At 67.0% G+C, this 15,019-nt stretch carries 14 protein-coding genes; 8 read left to right on the top strand and 6 right to left on the bottom strand.

Going from position 1 to position 15,019, the window contains the following annotated elements; all coding sequences use genetic code 11:
• Positions 1-179: 179 nt before the first annotated feature.
• Together A9975_RS20455 and A9975_RS20460 are read right to left on the bottom strand one after the other, a co-directional pair.
• Positions 180-2,138, bottom strand: coding sequence for a response regulator (locus A9975_RS20455; protein ID WP_183034399.1), 1,959 nt, complete (start codon positions 2,136-2,138; stop codon positions 180-182).
• Positions 2,135-2,332, bottom strand: a complete 198-nt coding sequence (locus A9975_RS20460) for a hypothetical protein (RefSeq protein ID WP_183034400.1) — start codon at positions 2,330-2,332, stop codon at positions 2,135-2,137. Before A9975_RS20460 ends, A9975_RS20455 begins: the two co-directional genes overlap by 4 nt.
• Positions 2,333-2,701: 369 nt before the next feature.
• On the opposite strand from A9975_RS20460, the gene nthA reads away from it, so the two are divergent.
• The 5 genes from nthA (at position 2,702) to A9975_RS20485 (ending at position 6,704) form a co-directional block, all read left to right on the top strand.
• Positions 2,702-3,406 (top strand): nitrile hydratase subunit alpha, encoded by a 705-nt coding sequence (gene nthA, locus A9975_RS20465; RefSeq protein ID WP_183034401.1) that lies wholly within the window; start codon positions 2,702-2,704, stop codon positions 3,404-3,406.
• Complete coding sequence (nthB, locus tag A9975_RS20470) at positions 3,403-4,074, top strand: nitrile hydratase subunit beta (protein ID WP_183034402.1); 672 nt, start codon at positions 3,403-3,405, stop codon at positions 4,072-4,074. Before nthA ends, nthB begins: the two co-directional genes overlap by 4 nt.
• Positions 4,067-4,453: a nitrile hydratase accessory protein gene (locus A9975_RS20475; protein ID WP_370565084.1), complete on the top strand. Its 387-nt coding sequence runs from the start codon at positions 4,067-4,069 to the stop codon at positions 4,451-4,453. The genes nthB and A9975_RS20475 overlap by 8 nt, the downstream gene beginning before the upstream one ends.
• A 172-nt stretch (positions 4,454-4,625) precedes the next feature.
• Positions 4,626-5,222: a GTP cyclohydrolase II gene (gene ribA, locus A9975_RS20480; protein WP_043355124.1), complete on the top strand. Its 597-nt coding sequence runs from the start codon at positions 4,626-4,628 to the stop codon at positions 5,220-5,222.
• A 129-nt stretch (positions 5,223-5,351) separates the two neighbouring features.
• Positions 5,352-6,704: a sensor histidine kinase KdpD gene (locus A9975_RS20485; RefSeq protein ID WP_183034403.1), complete on the top strand. Its 1,353-nt coding sequence runs from the start codon at positions 5,352-5,354 to the stop codon at positions 6,702-6,704.
• A 7-nt stretch (positions 6,705-6,711) separates the two neighbouring features.
• On the opposite strand, the gene cqsA is transcribed toward A9975_RS20485, so the two are convergent.
• Positions 6,712-8,040 (bottom strand): alpha-hydroxyketone-type quorum-sensing autoinducer synthase, encoded by a 1,329-nt coding sequence (cqsA, locus tag A9975_RS20490; RefSeq protein WP_255503331.1) that lies wholly within the window; start codon positions 8,038-8,040, stop codon positions 6,712-6,714.
• Between the two features lie 218 nt (positions 8,041-8,258).
• Positions 8,259-9,110: a helix-turn-helix domain-containing protein gene (locus tag A9975_RS20495; RefSeq protein WP_183034404.1), complete on the bottom strand. Its 852-nt coding sequence runs from the start codon at positions 9,108-9,110 to the stop codon at positions 8,259-8,261.
• Positions 9,111-9,232: 122 nt separating this feature from the next.
• Here A9975_RS20495 and A9975_RS20500 point away from each other — a divergent pair, with 122 nt between their 5' ends.
• The gene (locus A9975_RS20500) at positions 9,233-10,042 is read left to right on the top strand and encodes a sulfite exporter TauE/SafE family protein (protein WP_183034444.1); all 810 of its coding nucleotides are present in this window, start codon (positions 9,233-9,235) and stop codon (positions 10,040-10,042) included.
• Between the two features lie 75 nt (positions 10,043-10,117).
• On the opposite strand, the gene A9975_RS20505 is transcribed toward A9975_RS20500, so the two are convergent.
• Together A9975_RS20505 and A9975_RS20510 are read right to left on the bottom strand one after the other, a co-directional pair.
• Entirely contained in the window at positions 10,118-10,804 is a 687-nt protein-coding gene (locus A9975_RS20505; RefSeq protein WP_183034405.1) for a PIG-L deacetylase family protein, read from the bottom strand.
• Positions 10,805-10,816: 12 nt separating this feature from the next.
• On the bottom strand, positions 10,817-13,093 hold the full coding sequence (locus A9975_RS20510) for a catalase (protein ID WP_255503333.1): 2,277 nt from the start codon (positions 13,091-13,093) through the stop codon (positions 10,817-10,819).
• Between the two features lie 415 nt (positions 13,094-13,508).
• On the opposite strand from A9975_RS20510, the gene A9975_RS20515 reads away from it, so the two are divergent.
• Complete coding sequence (locus tag A9975_RS20515) at positions 13,509-13,958, top strand: PA2169 family four-helix-bundle protein (protein ID WP_183034406.1); 450 nt, start codon at positions 13,509-13,511, stop codon at positions 13,956-13,958.
• A gap of 31 nt (positions 13,959-13,989) precedes the next feature.
• Positions 13,990-15,018 (top strand): acyl-CoA dehydrogenase, encoded by a 1,029-nt coding sequence (locus A9975_RS20520; protein ID WP_183034407.1) that lies wholly within the window; start codon positions 13,990-13,992, stop codon positions 15,016-15,018.
• Position 15,019 lies beyond the last annotated feature (1 nt).

Raw genomic sequence — 15,019 nt, forward strand, 5'->3', positions numbered from 1 at the left:
GGCTTCGAAGCCTCAGGCCCGTTGCGGCGGCGGGGGCCTGTCGCCTGGCGGCGGATCGCTCACGGGCATGGGCGGATCGGGATCAGGCACTTCCGGCGGCGGCACCTCCGGCGGTGGCGGGTTTTGATCAGGCTCGGGCGTGATATGAAAGTGCATCTGCATGCTCCATCTCCGAAAAATCAAGGTCGGGGGACAACCGGCTCCCCAAGTTCATCCAGCATCCGCGACAACGCCTCCAGGTCCACCGGCTTCACCAGATGCTGGTCAAAACCGGCTTCGGCGGTCCGCTGTCGGTCAGCTGGCTGGCTATAGCCCGTCAACGCTACCAGCCGCACATGCTGCAACTCCGGTATGGCACGCAGCCGTTGCGCAATCTCGAAGCCATCCATGGCCGGCATCCCGATATCCAGCAAGATCACGTCGGGCTGCGCCTTGACCGCGCGCACGATGGCGGCCGGCCCGTCGATGGCGGTCACTACCGTGTGTCCCATCGCCTCCAGCGTGAGCGCCATGGCCTCCAGCGCATCGATGTTGTCGTCTACCACCATCACCGTGCGCGGCGTACCCAGCGGGGAGCGTAGCTTGCCCACTTCGGGCTGCCAGCTCTGCCACGGCTGCGCGGGCAGCTCCACTACAAAGGTGCAGCCCAGGCCCGCGCCCGCGCTCTGCGCGTGGACAGTGCCGCCATGCAGCTTGACCAGCTTTTGCACCAGCGACAGCCCGATGCCCATGCCTTCCTGCCCGGTGGTGCCGCGGGGCTTGTCGCCGTGATGCGCGGTGGTTGGGTCGAAGATGGCTTGCAGCGCCTGTGGCGACAAGCCGGGGCCGTTGTCCCGCACCCGGACCGTGAGCAGCGTGCCATCGCTGGTGACTTCCAGCGAGAGCTGGCCGTCCGGCTGGGTATAGCGTGCCGCGTTGTGCAGCAAGTTGCTGAAGATCTGCGTCAGCCGCACCAGGTCGCCGCGTACGGGCATGGGCCCCTCGGGCACGCTCAGGCGCAGCGAGTGGCCGCGCGAATCGATCAACGGGCGCACGGCTTCCACGGCGGTGCTCAGCGCGGTGCGCAGCTCGACCAGGTCGTCGCGCAGCACGATCCGGCCCTGGGTGAAGCGCGAAATATCGAGCAGGTCATCCACCAGGCGGGTCAGGTGATGCAACTGGCGGGCGATGATGTCGCGCGCCTTGAAGGTGTCCTCTCGGCTTGGCGCGCAGCGCATCAGCAAGTCGGCGGCGCTGCGCATCGGTGCGAGCGGGTTGCGCAGCTCGTGGGCCAGCATGGCGAGGAAATCGTCCTTGCGGCGGTCCTCGTCCAGCAGCATGCGCTCGGCGCGCTTTTGCGGAGTGATGTCCTGGCAGATGCCAGCCACGCGATAGAACACGCCGGCCGTGTTGGAGACCGGGAATGCGCGCGCGCGCACCTCGCTGACTTCGCCATCGCCGCGCTCGAGCCGGAATTCCGCATCCATATGGCCGTCGCGCAGCATGGCATCGAATGCAGCCTCCATGCGCTCGCGGTCCTCGGCGTGCACGCTGGCGAGCCAGTTGCGCGGGTTGTGCTTGAGGTCTTCCACCGGGCGCCCCCAGAGCTTGGCAAACGACGGGCTCATGAACAGGAACTGGCTCTCGGCGGGGTCCAGGATCCACAGCGCATCGGAAAGATTCTCGGCCAGCTGGCGGAACAGTTCCTCGTTCTCGCGCAGCGCTTGCGACGATTGGCGGGAGGCCTCCTCGGCCTTGCGCATGCGCAGCAGGGCATTGATGCTCGACACCAGTTCTTCCGCGTCCACGGGCTCGATCAGGTAGCTGTCGGCGCCGCCATCCAGGGCCTGAACCCGGTGGCGCGATTCGGTCAGCGCGGCCGAAGTCTGCAGCACCAGCGTGCTGGCGGTCTCGGGATCGCTCTTGATCAGCCGGCACACCTCCAGCCCACTGATGTCTGGCAGCTTCACGTCCAGCAGCACCAGGTCCGGGGCATGCTGGCGCACCAGCGACAGCGCGGCCTGTCCGCTCGCGGCCTCCAGCACGGAGAAACCCGCGCGCTGCAGGATGCGGCCCTTGACGTAGCGAGGCCCGTCGCTATCGTCCACGTTGAGGATCAGCGGGCGCCTGGCGTTGATGGGAGAAGGCAGGATGTTCATGGCGAACTCAGCGAAGTGGCGTATCGATAGGTGCTGTGCGGCGCGTGCGCGCGGGGCATTGGGGGAGGGGCGTCAGCGTGTAGGTAGATCCCTTGCTGGATCTGCGCCACCTTGCCCTCGCCGGTGTCGTGCATCTCGACCTGGATCGTCACCCGCAGCCGGCGGCCCATGCGAAGAATTGGAACGCGCTCCATAGCCGTTCGTGCATTGCGCGCGGCTAGCACGGGGCGGAGCTTGTAAGAACGGCAAGGACCTCAGGGCCCTGATCGGTATTTTCTGCATGTAGCGTTTGCGCCACGATTCTCCCCTTGATATGCCGAAGGCTGCGTTTCCCCTTAGCCGGCCGTGGTTTGCGGGCGCCGCCCTGGAGCCGGCAGGCCTGGCTCGGGCCGCCTGGTGGCCCGGATGGAAGGAAATGGCGCAAAAGCCGTGCCCACGTGCAGGACCCCGCATCAGGAGGGCGCCCGGGCGGCCCGGATTGCCAGGCGCCGCACGCGCGGCCATACTGAGCGCTCAGCAGTGTCCGTACCAGAACGATCCCGGAACGATCTTCCCAGACATCGATGCGCCAAGACTCCCCCGACTCGCCAGCCAGCCCCCCACATGACCACGAGCATGACCACGAGCATGACCACGAGCATGAGCATGAGCACGGCGGCAGCACGCTCTCCGAGATGGACCTGCGCGTGCGCGCGCTGGAATCCCTGCTGGTGGAGAAGGGCTATGTCGACCCGGCCGCGCTGGATGTCCTGATCGAGACCTACGAGCAACACATCGGCCCACGCAACGGGGCGCGCGTGGTCGCCAAGGCCTGGGCCGATCCCGCCTACAAGGCGTGGCTGCTGGCGGACGCCAACGCGGCCATCGCCTCCCTCGGTTTTACCGGGCGCCAGGGCGAGCACATGATCGTGCTGGAGAACACGCCCGCCACCCACAACATGGTGGTCTGCACCCTGTGCTCCTGCTATCCCTGGCCGGTGCTGGGGTTGCCACCGGTCTGGTACAAGTCCGCGCCTTACCGCGCGCGGGCGGTGATCGACCCGCGCGGCGTGCTGCGCGATTTTGGCTTTTCGCTGCCTCAGGCGGTGCAGATCCAGGTGTGGGACTCCACTGCCGAGCTGCGCTACCTGGTACTGCCCATGCGCCCGGCCGGCACCGAGGGCTGGAGCGAGCAAGCGCTGGCGGAACTGGTGACCCGTGACGCGATGATCGGCACGGGCCTGCTGCCGGATGTGACCACGCCGGCAACAGCAGGGGAGCCGCAATGAACGGTGGCCAGGACCTCGGCGGCATGCAGGGCTTCGGCCCGGTGCGCCCGGAACCCGATGAGCCGGTATTCCACGCCGGCTGGGAGCGCCGCATGCTCGCACTGACGCTCGCCATGGGCGCGGTCGGCAAATGGAATATCGACACCATGCGCGCGGCCCGCGAAAGCCTGCCGCCGGCGCAGTACCTTGGCAGCAGCTATTACCAGATCTGGTTCGAAGGCCTCAAGGCCATGCTGGTCAAGACCGGCATGGCCAGCGCGGAAGAAATCGCCAGCGGCGCATCCACCGCGCCGCCGCTGCCCCTCGCGCGCATCCTGAGCGCGGATCAGGTTGCCCCGGCCCTGGCGCGCGGCACGCCCAGCGCCCGGCCCGCGCCGGGAGCAGCCCGCTTCCAGGTGGGCGACCGGGTACGCACCCGCCAGATGCATCCCGCCGGCCACACCCGGCTGCCACGCTATTGCCGTGGACGGCAGGGCGAGATTGCGGCCGTACATGGCGCCCATGTGTTCCCGGACGCCAGTGCCGCCGGGGCAGGCGACCAGCCACAGTGGCTCTACACGGTGCGCTTTGCCGCCACCGAGTTGTGGGGCCCCGACACCACCGCGGCCTCGGTCTGTGCGGATTGCTGGGAGTCTTACCTTGTCCCGGCGGAGGTGGCCCATGGTTGATTCGGCGTCAACCTTGCCCTCGCCCGCAAGCCTGCAGGCCATGCGGGCAGCCCTGCCGGCACTGCCTTGCGACAGCACCGGACCGGTGTTCCGTGAGCCGTGGGAAGCACAGGCCTTTGCGCTGGCGCTCGCCCTGCACGCGCGCGGCGCCTTTACCTGGACGGAATGGGCGGCCACCCTGTCGCAGGTCATCCGCGAAGCCCAGGCAGGCGGGGATCCCGACAACGGCGAGCATTACTACCGCTTCTGGCTGACCGCGCTGGAGCGGCTAGCCGCGGCCAAGGGCCTGGTCGACGGCACCGCGCTGCTGGACCGGCGCGACGCGTGGGATGCAGCGGCCCGGCGCACGCCCCACGGCCAGCCGATCGAGCTTGGCTGAGGCGCCAAGGGGCAGGTTTCAACGCGACCATCAGGCCAAATACGTGCCGCCGGAGCGCGCCCGGCCATTCGCCCGCCAGCGATCCGGCCCCGCTCGTGCTACCGTAGCGCACTAGACGCTATCAAGCGCCCCGTTGCCGCGCCGCCAAGGCCGGCGCAAAACTCCGACTGACATGAACGACACAGAGATCCAGCTGATCGGCTCGGCCCGCTTGCCGACCCGTTTTGGCGAATTTACCGCCCACGCCTTCAAGGGTGCCGTTTCGGGCATCGAACACCTTGCGTTAAGCGTTGGCGACATCACTGGCGAGGCTGTGCTGACCCGCCTGCACTCCGAATGCCTGACCGGCGACGTGTTCGGCTCGTGCCGTTGCGACTGCGGCGAGCAGCTCGACCTGGCCATGAAGAAGATCGCCGAGGAAGGCCGCGGCATCCTGTTGTACCTGCGCGGCCAGGAAGGGCGTGGGATTGGCCTGGGCCACAAGATCCGCGCCTATGCGCTGCAGGACGGCGGGCTCGACACCGTCGACGCCAACCTGGCGCTGGGCCAGGAAATCGATAGCCGCAACTACGCCTTTGCCGCCGACCTGCTGCATCAGTGGGGCGTCAAGTCGATCCGGCTAATGAGCAACAATCCCAAGAAGAAGCAGGCGCTGGAAGCCGCGGGCATCAAGGTGGTTGAGCAGATGCGCCATATCGTGCCGTCCAACGCCGAGAACGAAAAATACCTGGAGACCAAGCGCGAGCGAATGGGCCACCTGCTGGATTGACGCTGCGGGGCAAGCCAGCAGCGGATTCCGGCCTAAGCTGCGAAAAGCGCACAAAATCGAGAAAAGAACCGGGCTATCCGGCTACACTTTCGCATCGTTGCCACCATCAGCCCTCAGCCGGTTCTCAACATGCTTGCCCAGATTCAACGCAGTTGCGGTGAAAGCGCGATGCGCCTGCGCCGGGTGCTTGCCAGGGAAGTCCATCTCGATATCCGCCAGCCGGCCCAGGTCAAGCGCATCCGCCTGCTGGGGTGGCTCGCCTTTACGGGCTACCCGGCGTTCTACCTGATCTGGAAATTCTGGTTTCCCCAGCCTTACGAGAGCCTGGTCCTGCGGCTGGTGGCCATGGTCATGTGCCTGCCGCTGATCGTCTCGCGCGACCTGCGTGACAAAAAATGGCTTCCTGCACATTTTTTGGCGACCCTGACGTACAGCCTGTCGTTTTTCTTCGTCTACATGTATTTGATGAATCACGGCAACCTGGTGTGGTCCCAGTCGCTCGTGATCGCCGTCATCATCCTCTTCAACTTCAGCGGCTGGCTGGGTGGCGCCACCTCCCTGCTGGTGGGCACCGCCCTGGCGTGGCTGGTCTACAACTACGTGACGCCGCCGCCCGCCGCGATGCTGGAGGTGAACTGGCCAATGGAGCTGCCGATCATCGGTTTCACCATCTGTACCATTGCTGTGTTGAAGATCGACCAGCGCATCCTGATCCAGGAAAAGCTGGACGGCATGGCGATTGCACTGGGCACGGTGGCCCATGAGTTGCGCACGCCGATCCGCAGCATCGGCTCCACGGCGCTCGGCATGGGCCGGTACCTGCCGGGGCTGATCCGTTTCTATGAGGAAAACGAGACGCCGGAGAACTCGCTGCACCTGCCGCGAGCCCATTTTGGCCTGCTCAAGGATGCGCTGCCGCGGATCCAGCTGGAGGTCGACCGCATGAACCACGGCATCGACGTGCTGCTGGTCAATGCGCGCGTCAAGGCCCTGCACGGGCCCAGCGAGGTTTTCCAGCTCGGCCAGGCCGTGGAGGAAGCGATCTCCCGCTACCCCTTCGAAGCCAGCCAGCGGGAGCTGGTGCGCGTGGATCTGGAAGAGGATTTCCTGATCCACGCGGACCAGAAGCTGATGGTCATGGTGCTGTTCAACCTGATCAAGAACGCGCTGCACGCGCTGGCGCGGGCAGGGCACGGCGAAATCCGGCTGCGGCTGGAGCGCGGCACCCGGCGCAACCGGCTGATCTTCCGTGATACCGGCACCGGCGTGCCGGAGCGCGAGCTGCCGTCCATCTTCAAGCGTTTCCACACCTACCCGCGCAACGAGGGGACCGGCATCGGCCTGGCCTTTTGCCGCGAGACGCTCGAGGCCTGGGACGGGCGCATCCATTGCAGCTCGGTCGAACATGAGTACACGGAGTTCGTCCTCGAGTTCCCGCTTGCCAAGCCGCGCCCGGAGGGCGACGGCGCGGCAAGAAGCTGAGCCGGCTTCAGGCCGTGCCGTGCAACGCTTCGAGGCTGGCTTGCAGCGTGGTCTGCATGGCCATCGGCGGGCGCGCCACCGGCGGGCGCGGCTTGCGCTGCGTGGAGCGCCAGCCGGCCAGGTTCACTTCATCGCGGATTTCCGCGCAGACCTGGATCAGGCGCTCGATTTCCACGGCGGTGAGGTGAGCATGCATGGTCAGCCGCATCAGCGCGCGGTCCCGCGCGGTGGCCGGGGCGCAGAACACGGCGCCAAAGATCCCGCGTGACTGCAAGGCATTGCGCAGCACCAGCGTCTGCTCCTCGGTGCCAGACTCCAGCGCGATGATCTGCTCGGATCCTGCCGAGACGTTGTAGCCCAGCCCGGACAGCGCTTCGCGCACCTGAGCCGATACCGCATGCAGCTGCCTGCGGCGATCGTTCGCCCCGACGATGAAATCCGCCGCGGCGTCGAACCAGGCCAGTTCATGGCTGAGCAGCCCTGAACTGAAAATAGCCGGGCGCGATTCCGCGGCGAAATACCCCTTGAACGACGACGGGCACGTCACCAGCCCCGCGCGGCCGCCGAAGGCCTTGGCCAGGCTGGCGGTCTGGAAGTGGACCCGCTTCGATAGTCCGAGCTGCGCCACCAGGCCCGCGCCGCCGGGGCCATGCGTGCCGAGAGAATGTGACTCATCCACCACGATGACACTTCCCGTACGCTCCGCAACCTCCACGAAATCGGTCAGCGGGCACAGGCTGCCGTTGGTACTGTAGACGGAATCCACCACGATGATGCCGGGGCCCTCCTTGCGGATCTGGCGCTCGGCATGCTCCGCGTCGTTGTGCATGAACGGCACGGCACGGGCGCGCGCGGCGTGGGCGCCCTCCCACAGCGACATATGGGCCAGCATGTCCAGGTAGACCGGCGTGCGCTCGTTGGCGATGCTCTGCAGCAGGCCCACATTGGCCACCCAGCCCGACTGGCAGAGGATGCTGTCCTCGGCGCCGCTGAACTGCGCCAGCTTGCGCTCCAGCCGGCTGGTGGGGTTATCGCCGTACTGGAACACTGCCGACATCAGCAGCTCGCTCTCCGGCCCGCGCATGGCGGCCGTCTGCGCGCGCACCAGCTTGTCTTCGCCGAGCAGGCAAAGATAGTCGTTGCTGGAGAAATGCACGGCGTCGGGCCCGGGTTGCCGGCCGTGCAGCAGGTGGCTGCCGCCCCAGCGCTTCTGTACGCGTTCCACCTCGTGGCCCGCCACCCGCGTGGTGACAAAATCCGGCCAGGCCGCCACCGTGGCGGCGGCCTGGTGCGACGTACGGCTAGCTTGCAGGCAACCCGAATCCATATTGCTCATTACAACCCCCTTGAAGTACTCCGACTAAAGAAAATGGCCGAAACGGCCGATAGAGGTCGAGGCAACACAGGTGCTTCCCGCGTCCTTTGTTTGCAATGTAGGTTCCGGGGCGGAATGCAGCCTGCTGCATGTCTGATGTTGCGCCGACAAGCTATTCTGACGCGTGTACGGGAATTCGCCTTGTTCCGTAGCAGACAAATGGCGCGGCGACGCCACGCCTAGATGCGGGCCAAGGCTTCGGCGGGCAAGTCGGCAGGCGGCAATGCGGCGCCCAGCGGCGCGCCGGCGGCGCGCGGGCTGGCCATGCCTTGGTGCAAATATTCTGTGGGGGCGTGACCCAGCACGCGGCGGAACATGGTCGAGAACGCCGCCGGGCTTTCGTAGCCGAAATCCAGGGCAATGCGCGTGACGGCATCGCCGGCGGCCAGCCGGGATAAGGCCAGGACCACGCAGGCGCGCTGGCGCCATGCCGAAAACGCCATGCCGGTCTGCTCGCGGAAAAACCGGCTGAAGGTCCGGCTGCTCATATGCAGCGCCAGGGCCCAGCGTTGCGGCGAATCATGGGTGTCGGGCTGCTGGAGAAAGGCGTGGCATAGCGGCGCGAGCCGCGCATCGCGCGGCAGCGGAATATGCAAGGGCAGCGCCGTCATGCCCGCGATCTCATGCAGCAGCAGGGCGACCAGCGCGCCGTCCCGGCCGTCGGGATCGTAGTGCGCCGGCATCTCTACCGCGCCAATCAGCAACTGCCGCATCAAGGCGGATATCCCCACCACCTGGCATGTATCGCCCGGCCCCGGCACGGCGCCGGGCTCGATATACAGGCTGCGCGTGCTGACGCCCAGCATCGTGACCTCATGGGCCATCCCCGGCGGAATCCAGACCGCGCGCTGCGGCGGAACGATCCAGTTGCCATCGCACGTCGCCACATGCATCACACCCGTAGCGCCATAGAGCAGCTGCGCGCGCCGATGGGCATGGCGCGGCAGCCGGTAGCCCTTGGGATAATCGGTGCCGATCGCGACCACGGGCCTGGGCACATGGTCGTAGTCGTCGATGCGGACGTTGCGCATGGAAGAAAAGGCGGCGGAAGGGTGGAATGGCCGAAACACAAATATTATTGACCGATCTTCGAAAGTTGGCCATGCCAACCGCACGTATCGTGGGCGGACCTGGAACCCACCCCGCCTTTGCGATGCTCTATCTCCTTTTTGTCCTGTTCGGCTGCCTGACTGGCTTGACTACCGTTTTGTTCGGCTTCGGCGGCGGGTTTGTGGTGGTGCCTTTGCTTTACCGCGCATTGAGCGCCGCCGATGCGCATGGGCCAGGCCAGTCCGCCATGCATATTGCCGTCGCGACCTCGACGGCGGTGATGATCCTGAGCGCCTCGCTCGCCACCCGCAAGCATCGTCTGGCGGGCAACATCCTGTGGCCCTATGTGTGGCCGCTGGGGGGATTCATCGGGTTGGGCGCTGTCATGGGCGCCGGCGCCGCCACGCTGGCGAGCAGCGACGTGGTTCGCCTTGCCTTTGTGGCCTACCTTGGTGTCACGCTGCTGGATTGCCTGGCACGGCGCGGATTTCTCGCGCGCGCCGGAGAGGAATCACCGCAGCGGCTCGGGCAGGCGCAGACGGTGGCGGGCGGCCTGGCGATCGGTGCAGTCGCCACGTTCCTCGGCGTGGGGGGCAGCGTCATGACCGTGCCCGTGCTGCGCCGCCGTGGCCTGAGCATGGCGCAAGCCACGGCGATGGCGAACCCCTTGAGCCTGCCGGTTGCCGTGCCGGGCACCCTGGCCTATGTGGCCATGGCGTGGTACCAGCCGGTGGCGCTGGGCCGCGGTTATCTGGGGTACATCGACCTCGCCGCGTTCGGCCTGCTATCGATCGGCGCCCTGGCCGGCATCCGCCTTGCCGCCCCGCTGGCCGGGCGCATCCCCGACCGCGTGCATGCGCGCGTCTATCTCGGGCTGCTGGCCCTGGTGATGGCCAGCATGATGTTCAAGTAAGCGCGAGCCTGAAGCCGAACGCGCAGGGGCGCGCTAGCGGGCCGCACTGTGCTGCCGCGGCCGGGACAGGCGCGCTTAAGCGCCATCCGGAGCAAGCCATCGCCAGTAGCGTTCGGGCGCAGATAAGTCGGCCAGCTGTGCGCTGCCGAACAGCGGCAACTGACTGGCATAGGCGGCCACCGCGCGGGCCTTGCGGGCCGCATGGGAGGGCTCGCGCAGGGGCGTCTGCGGTGTGGCAGCCAAGCCGGCTGCATGCCAGTTCAGTAGTTGCCGCTGAAGCTGCCCCGGGGTACGGCGGTGGATCGCATCCTCGTAGAACAGCCAGGCCCGCTCCCGGCTGCCGGCCCATGCTTGCGCGCAGGCAGCGTGCACCAGGAGATGGTCGCGGTGAAAGACCCCGGCGGGCGCGAGCACGGGCACATCCGGATGTGCCGCCACGACCTCCGACACCGCTTGCGCGAGCCCTGCCGGCGCGCTCGGCACGCCGTACTGCCCATCGAGAAAGTCCAGCCACAGTGGCGTTGCCCGCAGCATGGCGAGCGCGCTGCGGTCTTCCTCGCGTCTGGCCAGCACCGCCGCGCGGGCGCTGGCAAAGCCCGCACCCGCGTCCCACGGCGGCGCTGCCATGGTTGCGGGTGGCAGGCCCGCAAGCACGGTGACCACCACGGAGCCGGGACACGCTGCCAGCCATGCGCCGCAACTGAATACCGCGTCGTCAAGGTGGGGCGAGATCACGAGTGCTGGCGGGCCTGTTTCGCACATGGCGCCGGCCGCTCAGGCCATGACCCGCGCAGCGTCCGTGCGCGCCCACCAGCGATGCTCGCCCACGGCTTCCAGGAATGCATCGTGCTCGGAGCCCCCATCCTTCCTGGCGAGCACCACGCCAGGGCCGGCAAAGCCGCCGTCGATCCCGGCTGCGCGCGCGGCGGCGGCAACCAGCATCGCGCCGGTGCCACCCGCGCCGATCGGCTTGTAGTGCTTGTAGGCCTCGCAGATGAAGAGCAGGGCAGCGGGGTCGGCCTGCAGCGCATCGACATCGCCTTGCGGCACATAGACGGCATCGAACAATACGGAACCCACCGAGGACAGCGCGTGGTCCACCGGCACCGTTTCGCCTTCGGCAGAGGTGACACCATTAGCGCGCGGGCCGATGACCTTGGCGGATGCCCTGGCCTTCTCGGCGCGCGCCTTGAGTGAGGCCACCGCCGCGCCGCTCACGCCGTCCGCCACCAGCACGGCAATCTTGCGGCCGCGGATATCGCCCTTGGGCTGCGATTCCAGACTCAGCGCCGGCGAAGCGCTCAGCCCGTAGTCATCGATCTCGACGGGATTGCCCACGGGCTCTACGTCAATCCCGAGCTTGCTTGCCACGCCAGCGGCCAGCTCCGGCGCAATATGGGCCAGTTGGCCAACCACACGGGCACGTATATCAGGGAGCACCACCTTGGATAGCTCGAAGGTGTAGGCATCCACGATCTGGCTCTTCTCCGTATCGGTCTGGCTGCGCCAGAAGAGGTTGGCTTGCGAGAAGTGATCGGAGAATGTATCGCTGCGCCGGCGGACCTTGGCGGCACCTTGCGCGGCTTGTTCCGCGTAGCCCAGGTGCGCATCGGCCTCGCCCGCCAGGAAGGGGCAGCCGCCGCCCACGGCGTTGGGCTGATAGCTGGAGCGGCCTTTCACTATCGTCTGGCGCATCATGCCGTCGCGCTGGTTGTTGTGCACCGGGCATAGCGGGCGGTTGATTGGCAGCTCGTGGAAGTTGGGGCCGCCCAGGCGCGTGAGCTGCGTATCCAGGTAGGAAAACAGCCGCCCCTGCAGCAGCGGGTCATTGGTGAAATCCAGCCCCGGCAACAGGTGCCCCGGGTGGAAGGCGACCTGCTCGGTCTGCGCGAAGAAGTTGTCTGGGTTGCGATTCAGCGTCATCTTGCCCACGCGGCGAACCGGCACCAGTTCTTCGGGAATCAGCTTGGTCGGGTCAAGCAGGTCGAAGCCGAATTTGTGTTCGTCCTCCTCGGGCACCAACTGCACGCCGAACTCGTACTCTGGGAAGGCGCCGTTCTCGATCGACTCCCACAAGTCGCGGCGGTGGAAGTCGGGGTCCTTGCCGTTGATCTTGAGCGCTTCGTCCCAGACCAGGGAGTGCGCGCCCAACACCGGCTTCCAGTGGAACTTGACGAAGGTGGCGCGCCCCTTTGCATTGATCAGGCGGAAGGTATGCACGCCAAAGCCTTCCATGGTGGCGAAGCTGCGCGGCAGGGCGCGGCCCGACATGGTCCACAGCACCATATGCATGGACTCCGGCTGCAACGAGACGAAGTCCCAGAAGGTATCGTGGGCCGAGGCCGCCTGCGGGATCTCGTTGTGCGGCTCCGCCTTCACCGCATGTACGAAGTCGGGAAACTTGATGGCATCCTGGATAAAGAACACCGGCATATTGTTGCCGACCAGGTCGTAGTTGCCTTGCCGCGTATAGAACTTCACGGCAAATCCGCGCACGTCGCGCGCCAGGTCCGCGGAGCCGCGCGAGCCCGCCACCGTGGAGAAGCGTACAAACACTGGCGTCTGTGCCCCGACACGCTGGAGGAAATCGGCCGTGGTGAAATCCGCCAGCGATTCATGCAGCTCAAAGTAACCATGCGCGGCGGCGCCGCGCGCGTGCACCACCCGCTCGGGGATGCGCTCATGGTCAAAGTGGGTGATCTTCTCGCGCAGCAGGAAGTCTTCCAGCAGCGTGGGTCCGCGTGCGCCCAGGCGCAGCGAGTTGTCGTCCTCGCCGATCCGCATGCCCTGGTTGGTGGTCAGCACGCGGTCCTCGTTAGAGACCACGTTGCCCACCGTGTCCGAGCCCAGCTCCTTGGGCTCGGGAGCAAGCCGCTCTCTCACGGCGCGGTCGTATGCGGCGTCGGCCCCGGTGGCTGCGCGAGTGGCGGTTTGCGTGACATGGCTTGTGGACGCTCCCGTGAGCGTTTGCGGCGCGTCGGCACTACTGGCAGGCGCGGGCTTTTTGATGGCTGTGGCGGCGGTCTTTTTGGAAGAGGGCGTTTTTGGCATGGCGAATCCTGGACAAGTGTCGGCCGGAAAGAGCAGCAAAGACTGATCCAAGGCAGATAGCGTGCCAAGGGCGCATCGGCATGCACAGGCGCGCTCCGGCTGGTCCTTGCCGGGCCATGCCGGGAAGGGCACGTGGAATTTTCATGGGGATGTAAATTGTGCCGGCACCTGTGTGCAGCTTGCCCCCATGTCCGCGGGGCTGCTGTAGGCCGGCACCGACAAACCGTCGCGCCTTCTCCCTACAGCCGGCGGGGCCGCGCTTTCGTAATGTGGAGGGGTGGCAAGGCAGGGCGCGTCGCAGCGCCGACGCCAAGGCCCGCTTCATCGGCTGTCGTCTTCACGGCGCCACTCTCTTTGAGGTTCTGAATCCCCGGACCCTTGAACACTGTCTTTCAACCCGCTGTAAGGAGCTCACATGGCTGACAAGAATATCTCCGTACTGAACGACCTGATCGAAGTTTCGCGTGACGGCGAGCAAGGCTTTCTCAAGGCAGCGGAAGATGCCCAGAATCCTGAGCTCAAGTCACTCTTCACCAGCCGCGCCACGGACATCGCCGCCGGCGTGAGGGAATTGCAGGCACAGGTGGCGGCGCTCGGCGGCAAGCCCGAGGAACACGGCAGCGTGGCCGGCGCGCTGCATCGCGGCTGGGTCAGCCTGCGCACGGCGGTGGCCGACCGCAACGATCTCGCCATTCTGGAAGAAACCGAGAAGGGCGAGGACGTGGCCAAGAAGAAGTACGCCGACGCGCTGCAGGAAACCGAGCTGAGCTTCGAAGTCCGTGCGCTGGTGGAACGCCAGTACCAGGGCGTGCTACGCAACCACGACCTGATCCGCGACCTGCGCAACCGCTATCGCGCAGCCTGAGGCCAGCCGCATCCCGCACGTCAGGCTCGTCATGGCAACCAGCGCCCCGCGTGACCTCGATGGCAATATTGCACGCCTGTTTTGTCAGCTGACGGAGCGGGCGTGCGACATGCCGTTGCCCGGCGCCGGGAACACCTGGCTAAGGTGGATGGCGCTTGCACAAGTGGCGGCGCAAGACGTCTGCCTGATCAAGCTGTTCGAAGCCCACGCCGATGCGCTTGCCATCCTGGCGGAGCTTGGACGGCCCCAGCCGCCGCCCGGGACGCGCTGGGCGGTCTGGGCCGCGGAGCCGCCGGATGCGCGCGTGGTGCTGCACGCGCACGGCAGCGGCCACGGTGGCGCTGTGCTCTCAGGACGCAAGGCATGGTGCTCGGGCGCGCCGTTGGTCACCCATGCCTTGCTGACCTGCTGGGACGCGTGCGAGCAGCCGTGCCTGGCCGTGCTCGCGCTCGATGCTCCCGGCATCGCGATCGACGAGGCCGCGTGGCGCTCTCCGGCCATGACAGCCGCGCGCACTGCCGACCTTGTGCTGGACGGCACGCCGGCGCGGCAACTCGGGGCATCCGGCGCCTACCTGCGCCGCCCCGGCTTCTGGCACGGCGGCGCGGGCATCGCCGCTTGCTGGCTCGGCGCGGCGGTTCCCTTCGTGCTCGCCCTGCGTGCGCTGGTGGCGCGGCGCGCCGAGGCCCATGCCGCCGCGCATTTGGGTGCGGCGGATATTGCCCTGCGCGGGGGCTGGGCGATACTGCGCGAGACCGCGGCCTGGATTGACGCGAACCCCGCGGCCGATGCCGCCACTGTGGTCCAGCGCGCGCGGCTTGCCGCGGAAAAGGCTGCCACCGACATCATGGCGCACGCCGGCCGAGCCCTTGGCGCCGGGCCCTTGTGCCGCGACGCCGCGTTGGCCGCGCGCTTCTGCGACCTTCCGGTCTTCCTGCGGCAGAGCCACGCCGAGCGCGACCTGGCGGCGCTCGGCATCGGCCTGGCTCTGCCCGGGCAAGGCGGTGATGCCGGCTGGGCGCCTTGGCTATCCGTGATGCCCGGGCAGGATCCATCCTAAG

The organism is Cupriavidus sp. UME77, assembly GCF_014170355.1.
Classification (GTDB): Bacteria; Pseudomonadota; Gammaproteobacteria; order Burkholderiales; family Burkholderiaceae; genus Cupriavidus; species Cupriavidus basilensis.